Here is a 17,216-nt window from a genome sequence, read left to right on the forward strand (position 1 = left end):
GGAAAGATTAATGCAGTGGCTGTCATCCGGGCGATCCGCTCACCCGGATGAAGGCAGGGTCAGGACGCGTCAGCCCAGACCTTGGCGGCGTCCACCGCGCGGTGCCACCCCTGCATGTGACGCCTGACGTCTTCGGCAGGAAGGGCCGCCGAGAAACGCCGGTCGAGCTTCCACTGGCTCTGCAACTCATCCACATCTTTCCAGTACCCCACGGCGAGCCCGGCAAGATAGGCCGCGCCGAGTGCGGTCGTCTCGCTGATTTGCGGGCGCACCACATCGACACCGAGGATATCGGCTTGGAATTGCATCAGCAGGTCATTGGCCACGGCTCCCCCGTCCACGCGCAATTCCCCGATGCGCATGCCGGAGTCGGCTTCCATGGCCTTCAATACATCGATTGACTGATACGCGATGCTCTCCAGCGCCGCGCGCGCAAGGTGTGCAGAGGTCGTGCCGCGTGTCACGCCGAACAACGTGCCGCGTGCGTGGGCGTTCCAGTGCGGCGCGCCAAGGCCGGCGAATGCGGGCACGAGATACACGCCGTCGCTGTGCGGGACGCTGCGCGCGAGCGTTTCGATTTCCTTCGCAGTCTTGATGATGCCCAGGCCGTCGCGCAGCCACTGCACCACCGCGCCACCGATGAAAATGCTGCCTTCCAGCGCGTAGTCGACCTTGTCGCCGATCTGCCACGCAATGGTCGTGACGAGGTTGTTGCTCGATTCGATGGGTTTGTCGCCCGTGTTCATCACGAGGAAACAGCCTGTGCCGTAAGTGTTCTTCACCATGCCGGACTGCGTACACATCTGGCCGAAGAGGGCAGCGTGCTGGTCCCCGGCAATGCCGGCCAGCGGAATCTTCGAGGCAAACACCGTTGTCTTCGTCGGCCCATAGACTTCCGACGATGACCGCACCTCCGGCAACATGCTGCGCGGAATATCAAGTGCATCGAGCAGCTCGTCGTCCCACTTGAGCGTATGGATGTTGAACAGCATGGTGCGCGATGCGTTCGTCACATCGGTGATATGCAGCGCGTGTTTGGTGAAGTTCCAGACGAGCCAGCTATCCACCGTGCCAAACGCCAGACGTCCGTTCCGGGCTTTCTCGCGCGCGCCTTCCACGTTGTCGAGGATCCAGCGGATCTTGGTCGCCGAGAAATATGAATCGATCGGCAGTCCGGTCTTTGCGCGAACCTTTTCTTCGAGACCCTGCGCCTTGAGCTGATCGCAGAGATCGGCGGTGCGGCGATCCTGCCATACGATCGCGTTATAGATCGGATGACCCGTTTCGCGGTCCCAGACAATGGTCGTCTCGCGCTGATTGGTGATGCCGATAGACGCAATCGACGCCCCGTTGAGCCCTGCACGCGTCACGGCCTCCGCGGCAACGCCTGCCTGCGTGGACCAGATTTCCTGCGGATCGTGTTCGACCCAGCCCGGCTGGGGATAGATCTGCGCGAATTCCTTTTGCGCGACTGAAACCACGCTTCCCTGGCGATCGAACACCATGGCGCGTGAGCTTGTCGTGCCCTGATCGAGCGCGAGGATGTATTGCTCCTGCATTGTCTTCTCCACTTTCCTGGACGAATCGCCTAGTCTTCCCGGCGATATTAACGGCCTCTTGTTTTAACCATCGGTTCGGGGCGGACTGCGTTCCGACACCGTGGTTTCCCAGTATCTGTCAATAAAAGAAAACTTATCGAACCGATAATGTTCGAATTCGAATGCTAATGAACAGATTCGAAAATGTAAAGGCACATTTGGTGACGTCGCTCAAGCACAGACGCCAAAAAACAGAACGCCGGCCACATGAGCATGCGGGCCGGCGTATGCGGCGAGTACTGTCGGGTTAAAAGCTATTCAGGCACGTTCGGCTTCGACCTCAACTGTCGACGCTGCGTGCACGCGCGTTTTCATTTTCGTTTCGAGCAGCCGGTTGACTGCGATCGAACCGGCGACAGCGCATAGCATCGGCACGATGAAATCGTGATCGATGCGCGTGAATTCGACCATGAGGACGAGGGCGGTGATCGGCATGTTCATCGATGAAGCCAGGAAGGCCGTCGCACCCACCAACGCAAATGCGCCCATGGGGGTGCCGGGCCACATGAGCGTCCATGCACCGCCCAGCACGATGGCGAGCAACGCCCCGTTGGACATGCCCGGCGTCAGCAGACCGCCTTGAGCGCCTGCCCTCAGGCTGCTCGTGGTGATGGCCACCTTGATCAACAGCAGCGTCGCAGCGAGTCCGATGGTCAGCTCACTGCTGAACCCCAGTTGCGCGGGCGTCTTGCCGTTGCCGAGAATCTGCGGAAACAAGACTGCCAGCAGGCCGATGACAAGAAAGTTGGCTATCGATAAAACGGGCAACGTCCATCCCTTCGGCGCGGCCGCGCGTGCACGGCCGGTCAACTGGACGAAGGCGAACGCAGCGACGCCGAACACCGGTCCCATCACGATGGACCATATGACCAAATTCGCGCTCAGCGCGAAATGCGGGACGATGTATTGCGACTCGTCGCCCAGTCCCAGCCACGCGACAACGGCGGCAATGACGGACGAGGCCAGCGCGGGAATGACCACGCGCAACTCGAACGAACGGAGCAGGACTTCGAGCACGAAGATCGCGCCGCCAAGCGGCACGTTATAGACCGCGGCAAGCCCGGCGCCTGCGCCGCAAGCCACCATCAGGCGCGTTTGTTCCAAGCTCAGGCCGGCGTAATGCGACAGCCAGCCTGCTATCAGCGAACCGATCTCGCGCGGCGCGACTTCACGTCCGAGCGGCGAGCCGAGCGCCACGGTAACGATCTGCAAAAGCGCATGCGCGGTGGTGGTCACGGGCGGCATAAGCGGATCTCCGGACGTGATCGCCTTCTTGATGCTGACGAGCGGCCGGCCGTATCGGTACACCACGAGCCAGCCGAATCCCGCGATCGCGCCGCATGCAAGCAACACGGCAATGCGCCGCTCGGCCGATGCCGCGGCCACGCCTTCATAGAAGCTTTCGTGTCCGACCAGATGCGCGATGCTGTATCCGTACGCCAGATGCTGGATGAGGTGGAGCAGAAGGGCGAGTGCCATGCCGCCCAGTCCGGCGCCGATGCCGGTGAGCACGGTGACCGTTGCAAGCCGGAAGAGCGGGATTGCCGGGGCAGGGCGGGAGGATGGAGCGTGCATCGAAAGAGCCGTGAATTCGAGACATGCGGCCGCCGCAAAGTTGCAAAGCCGGCTGCATCCGCACTAATCGAAAAATAACAATTAGCATGAACCCGAATCTACCGGCTCAGAAGTAAGTCGTCAAATTCATTTGTTGTATCGATTGATGTGTCAAACGCATGATGTCCATGGGCCGCAATCATGGCCGGGCGCCAGCGCGAGTGGCAGATCAAGTCAGGCTCGCGATCGTCCGACAAACGCAGCGAGCGCCAGGCCGGCGCCTAGCGCGGCATAGATCGGCAAGAACGAGCGCTGCGGGACATGCGCTTCAAAGCCGGGCGTCACGCGCTCCGGCACGACGTGATAGTCGACTACGTACGCAAGCGCAGCCGTCGCTGCAGCGGTCCCGACGATGCGTGCCGGCGAAGCCTTGCGTCCGAGCAATACCTCGAATGCCAGGCCCCAGAATACGCCGCTTCCCCAGTGGATAAAAACGCCTGCGCCGGTGAGGCGAAAACTTGGCCGCTCGTCGAGCATTGCTTCACCGGGCCATATGCAATGCGCAACCGCGTTGATGGGTGCGATCGCGCTCGACCCATTATTGACGGCCTCGCGCGACACGACGACAGCAGACAGGGCCGCGGCCATTGAACCGGACCAGAATGCCCGGCGGACAATTGAAAAGATGTTCATGGTTTCCTGTTGGCGAACGTGTCCTGTCCGCAGATTGGTTCTGTTATTAAAAGGCTCAAAAAGAACGGCCCGAAGGACATCTGCAAGATCACTCCCGGTCATCCTCACGTCCACTTCCGGTTCTTCCTGTACCGCGGCGTCTGGTTCTTATCGGCTTGCACACCGTTTGGGACAAGAGCAGACGCCGAAGCGATCAGATGTCCCGTCCGTGCAATGCAGGTGCGTCCGGTCTTTGAGCAAACGCTATGCCGCGGATGGATTGCGTCGCATGCTTTTGGTGAGAAGAGGGTCCCGGGCAAAGACCTCCCGCGCCGGTGCTGGTGATGGGATGTATCGGCGGAAGTTTCAGACCTTCCGATCCCGGCGCAGGGTTGTCGCGTCGCGTGTTCAGTCGTGACGCGTCAGCCGTAATGCGTAGGTGAACCGGTCGGCGGGAAATACACTGATGGTCGCCTCGAACACCAACTCGCGCTGATCGACGTAATGACGCACGATCTCGAGCGCGTGCGAATCCGCCGCGACGGCAAGCGTTCCGGCAACCCTTTCGGGCACGCCGACCGCACGAATCTCCTGGCGCACTTCGCGGACCGCGCGTCCACAGCGTTCCTCGACCATCTCGCAGATCAACCCGGTGTTCTTGCGTAACTCGCGCCTGATCGCAGCACCGGCGACCGGATCCAGATAGACCTCGGTCCAGCAGATCGGCTGCTCCGGTTTGGCGGGGTCGACCCGCAACATTTCGATGCGCAACCATCGCGAGCCCACTTCCACACCGATATGCGCGGCAAGCGAAGGACTTGCCGAGATCTCGCCGATAGACTGGACGTGCCGCTCAGTAAGCACCGCAAACTGCATCAGGTCTTCGACATTCGACATCGACTGTTCGAACGCCACGCGCGGCTTCGAAGCTTCGACGCGAATACCCGCGCGCTTGCGTCGCGAGATGAGACCGAGATCCTGCACCTTCTGCAGCGCCGAGCGCACGGTCGCGCGGCTGACGCCGTACTGCGCGGAGAGGTCCATTTCACTCGGTAACGCCGCGCCGACCGCGAACGTCCCATTGCCGATCGCTTCGATCAATTGATCTGCCAGTTCGACATAGCGCGGTTTCATAAACCTTTCCTGTAATTACTATTGTTCAAAGCATGGCCTGGGGAAGCCGAGCGCGACATCGTATCTTGGTGCGCGGCGGGTTGCCAAGGCAGCGCAGTTGAGAACGCACAGATCCGGACGGTCATTCGCGTAAACCCGAAATTGACGTGTTTCCACTTACGCCAATATAGTCCGTACATATTGAAAATGTACGGACTTATAAGCGGATCGTCCGGATATGTTCAAGCGCCACGATCCTCACGAAAAAACGGAGACCGAAATGGCTGTTCAAACGAATGTGTCGCACCCCACGGACAGTGAGGCCGCGAGCGCGAAACCTCGTCAGCCGTTCTATGCGCGGCTGGGGTTTCAGATTGTCGTGGGGATCGTGCTTGGTCTCGCGCTGGGTTTTATCGCGCCGCATCTCGCCGTGCAGATGAAAATCCTCGGCGATATCTTCCTGCGGCTCATCAAGATGATCGTTGCGCCGCTCGTGTTTCTGAACGTCGTGCTCGGCATTGCGGCGGCCGGCGACCTGAAGAACGTCGGACGGATCGGTTTGCGTGCACTGATCTACTTCGAGATTGTCTCGACCATCGCGCTCATCATCAGCATGGTGATTGCGAATCTCTCCGGTGTCGGCGCGGGCATGCATCTCGTGCAGAGCCCGGAAGCTGCAGCGGCCGCGCACGAGACGTATGGCAAGGCTGCACACGTGTCGTTCGAGCATTTCCTGTTGACGCTCTTCCCCGACAACTTCGTCGGCGCGTTTGCCAACGGTTCGCTGCTGCAAGTCCTGGTGATCTCCATTGGCTTTGGCGCCGCCGTGCTCATGCTGAACACCGAGCAGCGCGCAAGCGTTGAGCATGCGTTATCGCGGATGTCCGACTGCTTTTTCAAGTTCGTCGATGTGATCATGAAGTTCGCCCCGCTCGGCGCATTCGGTTCGATCGCGTTTGCGATCGGCAGCAGCGGCATGAGCGCGGTGATCTCGCTCGGCTATTTGCTGATCGTGATGTATCTGTCGCTCGCGTTTTTCGTGGTCGTCGTGCTCGGCCTCGTGTTGCGGCTGTACGGCTTCAACGTGTTCCGTTTCCTGCGTTACTTCAAGGAAGAGATCTTTTTGTTATTCGCCACGGCTTCTTCAGAAAGCGCATTGCCGCGGCTCTTCGAAAAACTCGAGAAACTCGGTTGTTCGCGCCAGTCGGTCGGACTGGTCTTGCCGACAGGTTACGCGTTCAATCTCGACGGCACGGCCGTGTACATGTCGCTATGCGTGATGTTCCTCGCGAATGCGTATGGCGTGCCGCTCGACCTGCACCAGCAGTTCGGGTTGCTGTTGCTGATGTTGCTGACATCCAAGGGGGCGGCGACCGTTTCGGGCGGCACGTTCATCGTGTTTGCAGCGACGGTCACCGCATCGGGCCTCTTGCCTATAGAAGGATTGCCCATCCTGTTCGGGATCAACCGGTTCACATCGCAAGCGGTTTCGATCTGCAACTCAATGGGCAACAGCGTGGCGACGCTCGTCGTTGCAAAGTCCACGGGCGAATTCGATGAAAGCGCTGCGCGCAGCGAGTACACGCGCGTGTTTGGATCGAGCGCCGGCAAGGTTATCTGAAGCTAAATCGAGGAAACATTCATGCGCATTACCGCGATAAGGGAAATCTCCGTCCCGCTGGAAGGAAACGTAGCGAATGCGCTCGTCAGCTTCGCCGAGCACGACGTGTCGCTGGTCGCGCTGGAAACGGATGTGATCCGTAATGGCCGGCCGGTCACCGGCTACGCATTCGATTCCATCGGCCGATACGCGCAAGGTGGCATCCTGCGCGACCGGATGATCCCGCGCCTGAAGACAGCAGCGGCTGCGGCGCCCGAGTCCCTGCTCGACGCCACAGGCGAGCGCTTCGATGCCGCCAGGGTCCTGCAAACCATCCTCCGCAACGAGAAGCCCGGAGGACACGGTGACCGCGCGGCGGCCGCCGGTGCGATCGAACTGGCGGTGTGGGACTTGAACGCCAAGCTCGCCGATGAACCCGCGTATGTCACCATCGCGCGGCATTTCGGGCGGCAAGGCAAGCGTGAAGGCGTGAATGTGTACGCGGCGGGCGGTTACTACTACCCGGAAGAAAGCACGCAGCGTCTCGCCGATGAATTCCGCGGTTATCGCGAACTCGGTTTCGATGCATTCAAGATGAAGATAGGCGGTGCGACGCTTGCTCAGGACATGGTTCGCATAGAGGCCGCATTGACGGTCGCGGGGGAGGGACAACGTCTTGCAGTCGATGCCAACGGACGCTTCGATCTCGACACGGCGCTCGCATATGCAAAGGCCATCGCGCCGTACGATTTGCGCTGGTACGAAGAGATCGGCGATCCGCTCGACTACGAATTGAACAGTCAAGTTGCGCAGGTCTATGAAGGACGTATCGCGACTGGCGAGAATCTGTTTTCCGTGCCGGACGTGCGGAACCTGCTGCGTTTTGGCGGCATGCGAAAGGGCAAGGACATCTTTCAGATGGATCCCGGGCTTGCTTATGGACTGACTGAATACGCACGCATGATCGAAGTGATGGAGAGCCATGGATTTGACCGCGCTGAAGCGTTCCCGCATGGCGGTCACCTGATCAACTTGCACATTGCAGTGGGGCTCGAGCTCGGCGGATGCGAAGCGTACCCCGGCGTATTCCAGCCGTTTGGCGGATATCCGGCGGGCTGCGGCGTGGGCGGCGGACTCGTGCGCCCCACTGACGCAGCCGGCTTCGGACTCGAAGAAAAAGAAGCGCTGCGACCGTGGCTCGCGCGCCTGGACCATTAAAAGGAACCCTGATGTCTACCACCGTATTCGACTCCGCTCTCTTTCGCGACATGTTCGGCACGCCGGAAATGCGCGACGTGTTTTCGGACACCGCGTACCTTGCGCGTTGTATCGATGCTGAAACGGCGCTTGCTCGTGCGCAGGCCAGAGCCGGCCTGATTCCCGCAGAAGCCGCGCGAGACATTACTGCGCGCGCCGACTTTTCACGGCTTGATCTGGAAGCGTTGCGCCACGAAACGGAGATCGTCGGATACCCGATCCTGCCGCTCGTCAAGCAAGTCAGTGAAATGTGCGGTGACGCGGGCGGTTATCTGCATTGGGGCGCGACCACGCAGGACATCATGGACACCGCGACCATGCTGCAATGCGCGCAAGGCGTGGCCATCATTGAACGTCAGCTCGGCGAAGTGCGCGGCGCATTGCGCGATCTCGCGAACGAGCATGCCGAAACGGTGACGGCCGGCCGCACGCATCTGCAACATGCCCTGCCTGTCACCTTCGGCTTTCGCGCAGCGGTATGGCTGTCGGCATTGAACCGTCACGCCGAGCGTCTTGCGCAAGCAAAACCGCGGGCGCTGATGGTGCAGTTCGGCGGCGCGGCGGGCACGCTGGCATCGCTTAACGATCCCGAGCGGGCGCTCGATACCCGCCGCTTGTTTGCGGCCGAATTGAATCTTCGCGATCCGGAGATCACCTGGCATGTCGCACGCGATGGCTTGTGCGAACTGGTATCGCTGCTCGCGAGCATTGGTGGATCGCTCGGAAAGATCGCGCTCGACGTGATGATGATGGCCGCGTCCGAATTCGGCGAAGTGGCCGAACCCTTCGTGCCGGGACGCGGTGCAAGTTCAACCATGCCGCAAAAGCGCAACCCCATATCCAGCGAGTTGATGTTCGCGGCCGCAAAGATGCTGCGTGAACGCGCCGCGTTGATGCTTGACGGCATGATGCACGACTTCGAACGCGCAACCGGTCCGTGGCATCTCGAATGGAGCGCGGTACCCGAAAGTTTCCTGCTTTGCGCCAGCGCTTTGCATCAGGCGAACTTCATGTTGCGTGGACTGGTGGTCGATGCCGCGAAGATGCGAAAGAACCTGGACCTGACGGGCGGTTTGATCGTGGCGGAAGCGGTGATGATGGGCCTCGCGCCAAGCATTGGCCGGCAGCATGCGCACGACGTGGTGTACGACGCGTGCCGCATCGCGATTGAAAACAACCGCACGCTTTTTGATGTGCTGATGGAGGACTCCGGGATACGCGGTGCATTCGGCGAAGCGCGCCTGCGTGAACTCACGGACCCGGCGAATTACCTTGGCGCTGCGGCGATCATGGCCCGTTCGGTGGCCAATGCCACAAGCGTGTAATGTTGTGTGAGATACGTCCGGAATAATAAAGCGCGGTCGCCCGTTTGATCCATGTAAGCCCGGCACGAGCAGCATTCGCCAAAGCGTCATCGAGGCGCTTGCGGAGCTGCGCGTTACCCGCCGGGATCATTGCTGGAGACAACGATCATGCGTAAAGCGTTTTGCCGCAGGATGGTTCATGCTGTATTCGTGTGCACGGGTTTTGCGGCGTCGGCGCCGCTCTTTGCGCAAGGTTACGACGACTCGATTTCGTCCGATGCGCAATCCAACTGCCGCGCCATCGCCGGGCAGGCGGAGATAGACGGCACGATGCAGCAAATCGTCGGAAGGGCATGTCTGCAAAGCGATGGCACGTGGCGCATTGTCCAGAGCGATGACGGAAGCGTGCTGACCTACCCGATAGCTGATTATCCTTACGCGGACCCGTGGTATTTGGGGCCACCCTTGTTTATCGGTGTGGGCGTCGGCTTTATTTTTGTTGACCGTTTCCACCATGTCCATCGATACAGCCATTTCAACCAGATGAACCACTATCACGTACGCGGTGGTTACGCCGGTGGTTTTCACGGCGGCGGTCATATGTATGGACATGGAGGAACGGGACATCGTTGAGCACGTGCCATGTTCTCGGCGCTTGCGATGCGCTATTTTCCTGTATTGGGGAATAGCGCATTCTCTTTAGTAAAGAGCCTTTAATAATTCCACGCCGCGAAGGGTATTGCGTTGCCGCCATCGCAGCGCGTCGAGATTGGGGATGCGCAAATCCGGCAGCCGAGAGACAAGCGTGCCCAGCCCAATTTCCAGTTCGAGCGTAGCGAGTCTTGCGCCGAGACAGTGATGAATACCCGCGGCGAACGACAGCAACTTGCCTTGAAGCGGACGCTCTATATCCAGTCGATCAGGGTCGCTGTACTGGCCGGGATCACGATTGGCGGAACCCACCATCATGAACACGATGGTGCCGCGTGCAAGCGCTACCCCTTCCACTTCCACGTCTTCAAGCGCAGTACGCACGATCATCTGCACCGAACTGTCGAAGCGCAGGCATTCGCTGACAGCCCTGGAAACCAGCGATGGATCGCGTTGCAGCAACTCAAGCTGCTGCGGCTGACGATGCAGCGCAATCAACGCATTTCCCAGCATGTTCGATGTCGTCTCGTGCCCGGCCACAAAAAGCAGCAACACGTTCGATATGATTTCATCGTCGTTGAGGGATTCACCTGCTTCCTCTGCACGGACCAGTGCGGAGATGAGGTCGCCGCCCGGTTTCAAGCGCCTTTGTTCGACCACGCCCGCGAAATAGCGCTGCAGGGTGAGGGTCGCTTCGTTTGCCGCGGCGAGGCGCTCGGCGTCCATGGGCGCGCTGTCTAGCGCATTGCCCAGGTGACTCGCCGCTGAGCCCAGCCTCACGCCGTCTTGCACGGGTACGTCGAGCAGGCGGCAAATGATATTCACGGGCAGCGGCAACAGATAATCGCTGACCAGATCGAATTCCACACCGGGCTTGAGCGCGGCGACCAGATTATCCGCCGTGCTTTGCGCGATCTCTCGCAGCAGGTCGATCTGGCGTGCGTTGAAAGCTTTCAGCAACAGGCTGCGCAGGCGCGTGTGCATGGGCGGATTCATCATCAGGAACATGCGGCTGAGCGCCTGGAACACGGGCTGGTCGCGTCCACTTTCGCCGTATCGTGCAGCAACGCTCTGCATATAGGTCTTGCCCATGCGCCGGTCGTGAAGCAGCGCTTCGATGATCGCGAAGCGGCCCGTCAGCACCACGTTGGGCGCAAGCGGAACGAGCGCGCCTTCGGCGCGAAGCTGCTCGTAGAACGGGTAAGGATTCTCGAAGAAAGCGGGGGAGGACAGGTCGCTGAATTTCATGTGGGGCGTTCGTCAGAGTGTTGGGAAGGCGTACCCCCTTGATAACACCCGTGACACGGACTTATTCCTTCAACGCAAGCGAAGACCGCGCGCCGCCCAACGTGGCGAGATGCTTGAACAAGCGTTGTCGTGGACCCGCTGTGACTACGCGTCAGCCCGTTTTATTCTGGGCCGACGCGCTGTGACGCCCTGACGAGACGCGACAGGTGCATCGTCCATTTTTGCTGCATCGGACCGGCGCATCCGCGCTTCGTTCTGAAGGTTCTCGACAAGCGCTCGCGTCGTCGCCCGCTCCATCACGGCTTTCCTCACCAGCAGGCCGAGCTTGCGGCTTACCGGCTGGCCCGGGAGCGTCAGGCGCTGCACTGAAGACATACCTCGGAGCATCAGCAAATCACCCGGCACGACGGACCAGCCCAAACCTTCCGCAACCATCTGCGCAATCACCGCAGGTTCATCGAGTTCGATTCCCTCTCGCACCATCAGTTTTTGTCGCCGCAAGAACGTATTGACGAGGCCGCCGCCATAGGAGCGTCGGTCGTAGCGAATAAACGGCAGATCGAGCGCCCACTCTCTTAGCGATCCCATGGCCGCCTTTGGCGCTACGGCAACGTAGACATCGTCCAGTAATGGAATCCAGACAAGGTTGGCGGGAATGCCGAAGTTCGGCTTGATCATGGCCGCGATGTCGAGTTCGCCCGCGTCGACTTGCGCCAGCAATTGAATGGACGTGCCCGGAGTGATCTGAATCTGCGTCGCCGGGCAACTCTCAAAAAAGCCTCCCAAGGCCTTGGGAAGCAGGCCGGATTGAACGGTGGAAATGGCGCCGAGATTGATTGTCGATACCTGTGGCGCCGCGCCCGCCTTCATGTCGTCATAGCGCGCAACCAGGTCGCGTGCGTGACTAACGAGCGCCCGCCCACGTTCACTCAATTGCACCGCTTTCCCGCTGCGCTCGAACAGCAGGCACCCGAGATCTGATTCCAGCCGCTTGATCTGCATGCTGACCGCCGATTGCGTCAGGCCCAGCCGTTCGCCGGCACTGGAAAACGAGCCTGTTTCGGCGGCGGTGAGGAAGGTGGCGAGGTAGCGCAGCATGATGAAAATAATTGATGCTTAGACCTTAAAATATGCGTTTCTCATTCGATATTCTTTATCTTAGCATCATCAACATTGCTCAAGTTCTGAATAACCACCCCCAAGGCGTTCAATGACCACAACCGCGTTGTTCCACCTCGCATTCCCCGTCAACAGTATCTCGAAGGCCCGGGAGTTCTACGGCGAATTGCTGGGCTGCCCCGAAGGGCGGAGCTCGGAGAGCTGGGTAGACTTCGATTTCTACGGGCATCAGATCGTCGCGCATCTTTCGCCGGAAGAGACCGGCCACAAGTCAACGAGCGAAGTCGATGGCCACGACGTGCCCGTCCGCCATTTCGGCGCCATCTTGCCAATGCGCGAATGGAAGGCGCTGGCCGAGCGGCTTCGCGCGCAGGACGTCAAGTTCATCATTGAACCGCAGATCCGTTTCCAGGGTTTGCCCGGCGAACAGGCCACCATGTTTTTCCTCGATCCATGCGGGGGAAACGCGCTGGAATTCAAGGCGTTTGAAGATCAGGGCCAGGTGTTCGCAAAATAAGCATTCGCGTATCAAGCGCGTTTTATTTTCGCCAAAACCCGCGTTTTCGCATTAATTTTCGATTTATTTAGCGGGCACCATGGGGTCGCCAAGCGGGCTGGGGCACGCGGCGCACCCTATGGAACGATGACAACAGTCGCAAGAAGGCCATTGATTCCCGCGTTGACCGGCGTTCGCTTTCTCGCGGCATTGAGTGTTGCGCTGTACCACTTGTCGGATAGGGTGGCCGCGACCTCGGGAATCCCGACCCTGCATTTTTATGAAAATGCGGGCGATCCCGTGGAGCTGTTCTTTATCCTTTCGGGATTCATCCTGACCTACACGCACCCTGAAGTGAACGGTGCGGAACGACCTGCCATCCGGCAATTCTATTTTTCCCGGTTCGCGAAAATTTATCCGATCTATTTGCTGGGCTGGATCGTGTTCGCGCCGCTGATCTATTCGAATCTCGTCGCGCTGCATGGACACGGTTCGGGCACTTATGTCCGGCTGGCGTTTTACGGCGTCATGTCGCTTACGCTCCTGCAAGCGTGGACCACCAACACAGCCAATGCATGGAATACGCCGGGATGGTCGCTGTCCGCGGAGGCCGTGTTTTACGCGGCTTTTCCGTTCCTCTTCACCTATCTAAAGAACCGGCGTCTTGCAGCGCTTTCGGCAATGATCGCCGTATGCTGGGCGGGTTCGGTGATGCCGACGATGGCGCTTTCATTCTTGCCGCCTTCGTTGAAAAACGAGTTCTGGCCACGAGAACTGGTCAATTTTTTGCCGATACTGCGGATAGGAGAATTTATCGCGGGAATTTGTCTTGCGCGACTTTTCCTGAGCAGCACAAAGGAGAAATCGCTGCGCTTTGATCTTGGCGCGCTCGGCGCTTTGTTTGCGGCGATTACCGTGATCATCGTAGCGAATCATCTGAGTGCGAAGGTGCTGCTTTTCCCCGCCTTCATACTGCTGCTCTATTGCCTGGCATGCGCCAAGGGACCGCTCAGCGGGCTGCTGGGCAGCAAGCCCATGGTCTTGCTGGGCGAAGCGAGCTTCGCGTTCTACATACTGCACGTACCGATGTTCAGATACGCGAAGATGGTGTTCCCCAACATCGCGACTTCGCCTGCACAATTCGCGGCGTTTCTGGCTGGCCTGGCTGCTGTATCGATTGTTTGTTTCCTGACCATAGAAAAGCCGCTGTGCGCTTATTTGCGTAACACGTATAAGCGCGCTCGTTCGCCGCGTGCGATAGGCCAGCCTGAACACGCATAGCGGTGTCAGGCGGCCACTCGGTTCCAGTCGATCAGGGCAGCGTCACCGGAACAGGACGCGTCAGCAGGTCGACGTAAAGGCTGAAGAACCGGTTGTTGTCGAACTGCGTCACGTATGCGATCTTTTGCGGAGATGCGCCTGTGGTCGGGGTCTGGTAGACCTTGACCTGACCTTGCGTCTCGCCGTTGCTTGTATCGATGTCGAGGTAGGCGCTCTTCGTCTGCGTCGCGTAAGTCGGGTCCGTGAAATAAGCGATCGTCAGGGTATCGAAGATATCCGTGTTCGTGCTGAACGCGTTTGCATTGGCGATTGCATAGGCCTTCGTCACGGCGGTCTGCTTGCTCGGATTGTTGGCGATCTGGTCGTAGACGCTTTCCGTGAGCGGAACGGTATTGGTGACATCCAGCGGAATCACCGTTTGCGGAATCGTCGTCTGCAATACCGTGCGCACCGCGAGCGGATCGAACCACCAGTTCAATTCGCCTACCGCGTTGGCGTTGCCCGCTACGGCCATCGCGCCACCCATATAGACGATCTGCTTGATCAACGGCGCGATCTCCGGCGCCTTCTGCAATGCAAGCGCAAGATTGGTCGGCGGTCCCACTTCGAGAATGGTGACTTGATTCGGATACTTCTTGATCGTATCGATCATGAAGTCGGACGCGTTTTCCGCTTGCAGCTTCGTGCTGGTTGCGAAGCCGTCCGGTGGCGCGACCAACTGCGAAGCCTGAGTGGGCTCCGCTCGCATCCACGCGCCGAAGTAACCATTCGGATTTGCCGCCTGTTGGGCGCGAATGCTCGCTACGTTGTACTGCAGCGGATAGTCCGCGCCTGCGTACACGCCTACGGTGTTTTGCACGCCCATGCGTTCGACTGCCTTGAGTGCATCGGCCTGTTCCTGAAGCAGCCAGTCGTTGCCCGTGACGACCGTCAGGCCCAGCAGGTTGACCTTGCCTTGCGCCATCAATTGCGTGGTCATGGCGAAAAGCTGGCCGTCGTCGCCCATGGTGTTGAAATCCGAATCCATGATGACCTTGGGCGCATTGGCCAAGGCTGACGAGTTGGAATTGCTGTCGCTGCCGCCGCACGCGGCGAGGACCATGGAGCTCATGAGGATTGCTATAGATCTTGAGTGCATTGCTGTTCCCATTCGAGTTGGTGGATAACGAACAACGACTGCAACATGGCGCCATGCGGCAGCTTTGCGTGGGCCGCCCGCGAAAGCAGGCGGGACGCTTCCGGCTGTGACCACAGCCGGAAAAAATCAGGCCGCGCTATCGACTTCCTGGCGCGTGGGGATCGACGGTTGCGCGCCTGCGCGCGTTACCGAAATGGCAGCGGCGCGCTGGGCAAGATCGATCGCAGCTTCCAGCGGCTGACGCGCTGCAAGCTGCGCGGCGAACACGCCAATAAAGGTATCGCCTGCGGCGGTCGTGTCGACTGCGTCGACCTTGGGCGCGGAGAAGTGCGTACCTTCGCCGCCTTCGGGCAACAAGTACGCACCTTGCGAACCCAGCGTCACGATCACGTTGCGAGCACCCGCGCGCTGCAATTCCTTGGCCGCGCGCCGTGCGCCGCTTTGCGATTCGACCGGCAAGCCGGCAAGGATCGCGGCTTCGACCTCGTTCGGAACCAGATAATCGACGAGCGGCAGCCAGTCGGCGGGCAGCGGGCCGGTTGCGGGCGCCGGATTCAACACCGTCAGCTTGCCGAAGCGCTTGGCCGTCACCAGCGTTGCATACACCGAGTCCCAGGGGATCTCGAGCTGGCAGACCACGACGTCGGCTGATTTGATGACTGCTTCGTGCCGCTTGACCATCTCGGGCGTCACCTGCCCGTTGCTGCCGGCCACGACCACGATGGTGTTCTGGCCATCGTCGGCTACGGTCACCATGGCTACACCGGTCGGCAGCGACGGGTCGATCTCGATCGCACTGCAATCGATGCCTTCCACTTCGAGCCCAGCAAGCCGGACTTTGCCGTTGCCATCGGCGCCAACGCAACCGGCCATCGCAACGCGTCCGCCGATGCGAGCGGCCGCGACCGCCTGGTTGCCGCCTTTGCCGCCGGAGTGCTCGGAGAATTCGTGTCCGCCGATGGTTTCGCCCGGACGTGGCAGGTGAGGGGAGCGTGCGACCAGATCGGTATTGATGCTGCCGACAATCAGGACCAGGCCTTGTTTCGTATCTTTGGACATGTCTTTCTCCTGCTGGTGTATGCGTGGCGGCGTCTTTGAGACGCCTGACATTTGCACGCATACGCCCGTAATAATGAAGCGTTCAGCGCTTGCTCACCGAAGCGTTTTTTTAATCAAGCCGGGTTCAGATGACGCGGCGCTTGCTGCGGTACGTATCCAGCACGACAGCGACGACAATCACCGCGCCGGTGATGATCCGCTTGGTCGGTTCGTTCGCGCCGATCTGCGCCAGACCCGCGGCAAGCACGGAAATGATCAGGACGCCAAAGAACGTGCTGATGACCGAACCGCGGCCACCCATCAAGCTCGTTCCGCCGATAACCACCGCCGCGATCACTTGCAGTTCGATACCCGATCCCGCGTTAGGATCGGCGGCTTCGAGGCGCGAGATCTGGAACAGGGCGGCCAGGCCGGACAGCAGTCCCATCAACCCAAACACGATGACCTTGTAGGGCCGCGGATTGACACCTGCAAGCCGCACCGCTTCTTCGTTCGTACCGATCCCGACCAGATATCGGCCGAACACGGTGCGCGTCAACACGAGTTGCGCGACGATCATCACGGCGATCGCAATCAGGAACGACGGCGAAATGCCGAAAGCGATCGGATTGGACAGGAAGTCGAACGCATCGCCAATGTAGGCCGTACGCGAGTTTGTCAATTGGTAGGCAAGACCGCGCGCCGCTTCGAGCACGCCGAGCGACACGATGAACGACGGAATGCGCCAGCCCACCGTCACCGCGCCGGTCACGCAGCCGGTCAGCGTTGCGCCTGCCATGCCGAGCAGGGCGGCAGGCAGCGCAGGCCAGTGCCATTGCAGCGCGGCGACGCTGGTCAGCGCAGCGCCGAGCGCAAGCACCGATCCCACCGACAGGTCGATGCCCGCAATGATCAGCACGAAGGTCATGCCCACCGACATCACCACGAGATCGGGAATCTGGTTCGCGATCGTGCTGAAGGTATCGTAGGTGAGAAAGTGCGAGCTCAGCACGGAGAACAGCGCGATCATCGCGATCAACGCGCCGAGCAGGCCCAGGTAATTCGAGAACCCGAGCCGCGTGCCGATCGGCTTTGCGCTTTTTGGCGGCTCCGTCTGCGTCTTCGGGGTAGTGGTTTGAGTTGTCAT

General features: G+C 60.0%; 15 protein-coding genes. 6 read left to right on the forward strand and 9 right to left on the reverse strand.

The window, feature by feature from the left end; translation table 11 throughout:
* Window positions 1–59: 59 nt before the first annotated feature.
* The 4 genes from glpK to AXG89_RS39215 all read right to left on the reverse strand — a co-directional run bounded on the left by glpK (window position 60) and on the right by AXG89_RS39215 (window position 4,958).
* Entirely contained in the window at window positions 60–1,559 is a 1,500-nt protein-coding gene (gene glpK / locus AXG89_RS39200) for a glycerol kinase GlpK (RefSeq protein WP_062002053.1), read from the reverse strand.
* Between the two features lie 297 nt (window positions 1,560–1,856).
* The gene (locus AXG89_RS39205) at window positions 1,857–3,173 is read right to left on the reverse strand and encodes a chloride channel protein (protein WP_075358384.1); all 1,317 of its coding nucleotides are present in this window, start codon (window positions 3,171–3,173) and stop codon (window positions 1,857–1,859) included.
* A gap of 213 nt (window positions 3,174–3,386) precedes the next feature.
* Window positions 3,387–3,845 (reverse strand): hypothetical protein, encoded by a 459-nt coding sequence (locus tag AXG89_RS39210; protein ID WP_075358385.1) that lies wholly within the window; start codon window positions 3,843–3,845, stop codon window positions 3,387–3,389.
* A 387-nt stretch (window positions 3,846–4,232) separates the two neighbouring features.
* Entirely contained in the window at window positions 4,233–4,958 is a 726-nt protein-coding gene (locus AXG89_RS39215) for a GntR family transcriptional regulator (RefSeq protein WP_075358386.1), read from the reverse strand.
* Window positions 4,959–5,217: 259 nt separating this feature from the next.
* Between AXG89_RS39215 and AXG89_RS39220 the strand changes: the two genes are divergently transcribed.
* The 4 genes from AXG89_RS39220 to AXG89_RS39235 all read left to right on the forward strand — a co-directional run bounded on the left by AXG89_RS39220 (window position 5,218) and on the right by AXG89_RS39235 (window position 9,731).
* Entirely contained in the window at window positions 5,218–6,558 is a 1,341-nt protein-coding gene (locus tag AXG89_RS39220) for a cation:dicarboxylate symporter family transporter (protein WP_075358463.1), read from the forward strand.
* Window positions 6,559–6,579: 21 nt separating this feature from the next.
* Entirely contained in the window at window positions 6,580–7,755 is a 1,176-nt protein-coding gene (locus tag AXG89_RS39225; RefSeq protein ID WP_075358387.1) for a mandelate racemase/muconate lactonizing enzyme family protein, read from the forward strand.
* A gap of 11 nt (window positions 7,756–7,766) precedes the next feature.
* On the forward strand, window positions 7,767–9,119 hold the full coding sequence (locus AXG89_RS39230) for a class-II fumarase/aspartase family protein (protein ID WP_075358388.1): 1,353 nt from the start codon (window positions 7,767–7,769) through the stop codon (window positions 9,117–9,119).
* Between the two features lie 147 nt (window positions 9,120–9,266).
* Window positions 9,267–9,731 carry a hypothetical protein gene (locus tag AXG89_RS39235; RefSeq protein WP_119024825.1) on the forward strand — a complete coding sequence of 155 codons (465 nt, stop codon included), beginning with the start codon at window positions 9,267–9,269 and terminating at the stop codon, window positions 9,729–9,731.
* Between the two features lie 66 nt (window positions 9,732–9,797).
* Here AXG89_RS39235 and AXG89_RS39240 read toward each other — a convergent pair whose 3' ends face one another.
* On the reverse strand, window positions 9,798–10,997 hold the full coding sequence (locus AXG89_RS39240) for a cytochrome P450 (RefSeq protein WP_075358390.1): 1,200 nt from the start codon (window positions 10,995–10,997) through the stop codon (window positions 9,798–9,800).
* 144 nt (window positions 10,998–11,141) lie between these two features.
* On the reverse strand, window positions 11,142–12,095 hold the full coding sequence (locus AXG89_RS39245) for a LysR family transcriptional regulator (protein ID WP_075358391.1): 954 nt from the start codon (window positions 12,093–12,095) through the stop codon (window positions 11,142–11,144).
* A gap of 112 nt (window positions 12,096–12,207) precedes the next feature.
* On the opposite strand from AXG89_RS39245, the gene AXG89_RS39250 reads away from it, so the two are divergent.
* Together AXG89_RS39250 and AXG89_RS39255 are read left to right on the forward strand one after the other, a co-directional pair.
* Window positions 12,208–12,633 carry a VOC family protein gene (locus tag AXG89_RS39250; RefSeq protein WP_062002046.1) on the forward strand — a complete coding sequence of 142 codons (426 nt, stop codon included), beginning with the start codon at window positions 12,208–12,210 and terminating at the stop codon, window positions 12,631–12,633.
* 126 nt (window positions 12,634–12,759) lie between these two features.
* Complete coding sequence (locus AXG89_RS39255) at window positions 12,760–13,893, forward strand: acyltransferase family protein (RefSeq protein WP_083637871.1); 1,134 nt, start codon at window positions 12,760–12,762, stop codon at window positions 13,891–13,893.
* Between the two features lie 31 nt (window positions 13,894–13,924).
* Here the strand turns inward: AXG89_RS39255 and AXG89_RS39260 are convergent, their stop codons facing one another.
* From AXG89_RS39260 to AXG89_RS39270, 3 genes are all read right to left on the reverse strand, one after another.
* Window positions 13,925–15,004 (reverse strand): nucleoside hydrolase, encoded by a 1,080-nt coding sequence (locus AXG89_RS39260; RefSeq protein ID WP_236873628.1) that lies wholly within the window; start codon window positions 15,002–15,004, stop codon window positions 13,925–13,927.
* 153 nt (window positions 15,005–15,157) lie between these two features.
* Complete coding sequence (gene rbsK / locus AXG89_RS39265; RefSeq protein ID WP_075358464.1) at window positions 15,158–16,090, reverse strand: ribokinase; 933 nt, start codon at window positions 16,088–16,090, stop codon at window positions 15,158–15,160.
* A 124-nt stretch (window positions 16,091–16,214) separates the two neighbouring features.
* Window positions 16,215–17,216 (reverse strand): ABC transporter permease, encoded by a 1,002-nt coding sequence (locus AXG89_RS39270; protein WP_062002043.1) that lies wholly within the window; start codon window positions 17,214–17,216, stop codon window positions 16,215–16,217.

It is taken from the genome of Burkholderia sp. PAMC 26561 (assembly GCF_001557535.2).
Taxonomy (GTDB): Bacteria; Pseudomonadota; Gammaproteobacteria; order Burkholderiales; family Burkholderiaceae; genus Caballeronia.

Bases quoted from the DNA above. Each gene is read 5' to 3' on its own strand.
- glpK (WP_062002053.1), bottom strand. From the start codon at position 1,559: ATGCAGGAGCAATACATCCTCGCGCTCGATCAGGGCACGACAAGCTCA.
- AXG89_RS39205 (WP_075358384.1), bottom strand. From the start codon at position 3,173: ATGCACGCTCCATCCTCCCGCCCTGCCCCGGCAATCCCGCTCTTCCGG.
- AXG89_RS39210 (WP_075358385.1), bottom strand. From the start codon at position 3,845: ATGAACATCTTTTCAATTGTCCGCCGGGCATTCTGGTCCGGTTCAATG.
- AXG89_RS39215 (WP_075358386.1), bottom strand. From the start codon at position 4,958: ATGAAACCGCGCTATGTCGAACTGGCAGATCAATTGATCGAAGCGATC.
- AXG89_RS39220 (WP_075358463.1), top strand. From the start codon at position 5,218: ATGGCTGTTCAAACGAATGTGTCGCACCCCACGGACAGTGAGGCCGCG.
- AXG89_RS39225 (WP_075358387.1), top strand. From the start codon at position 6,580: ATGCGCATTACCGCGATAAGGGAAATCTCCGTCCCGCTGGAAGGAAAC.
- AXG89_RS39230 (WP_075358388.1), top strand. From the start codon at position 7,767: ATGTCTACCACCGTATTCGACTCCGCTCTCTTTCGCGACATGTTCGGC.
- AXG89_RS39235 (WP_119024825.1), top strand. From the start codon at position 9,267: ATGCGTAAAGCGTTTTGCCGCAGGATGGTTCATGCTGTATTCGTGTGC.
- AXG89_RS39240 (WP_075358390.1), bottom strand. From the start codon at position 10,997: ATGAAATTCAGCGACCTGTCCTCCCCCGCTTTCTTCGAGAATCCTTAC.
- AXG89_RS39245 (WP_075358391.1), bottom strand. From the start codon at position 12,095: ATGCTGCGCTACCTCGCCACCTTCCTCACCGCCGCCGAAACAGGCTCG.
- AXG89_RS39250 (WP_062002046.1), top strand. From the start codon at position 12,208: ATGACCACAACCGCGTTGTTCCACCTCGCATTCCCCGTCAACAGTATC.
- AXG89_RS39255 (WP_083637871.1), top strand. From the start codon at position 12,760: ATGACAACAGTCGCAAGAAGGCCATTGATTCCCGCGTTGACCGGCGTT.
- AXG89_RS39260 (WP_236873628.1), bottom strand. From the start codon at position 15,004: ATGAGCTCCATGGTCCTCGCCGCGTGCGGCGGCAGCGACAGCAATTCC.
- rbsK (WP_075358464.1), bottom strand. From the start codon at position 16,090: ATGTCCAAAGATACGAAACAAGGCCTGGTCCTGATTGTCGGCAGCATC.
- AXG89_RS39270 (WP_062002043.1), bottom strand. From the start codon at position 17,216: ATGACAACTCAAACCACTACCCCGAAGACGCAGACGGAGCCGCCAAAA.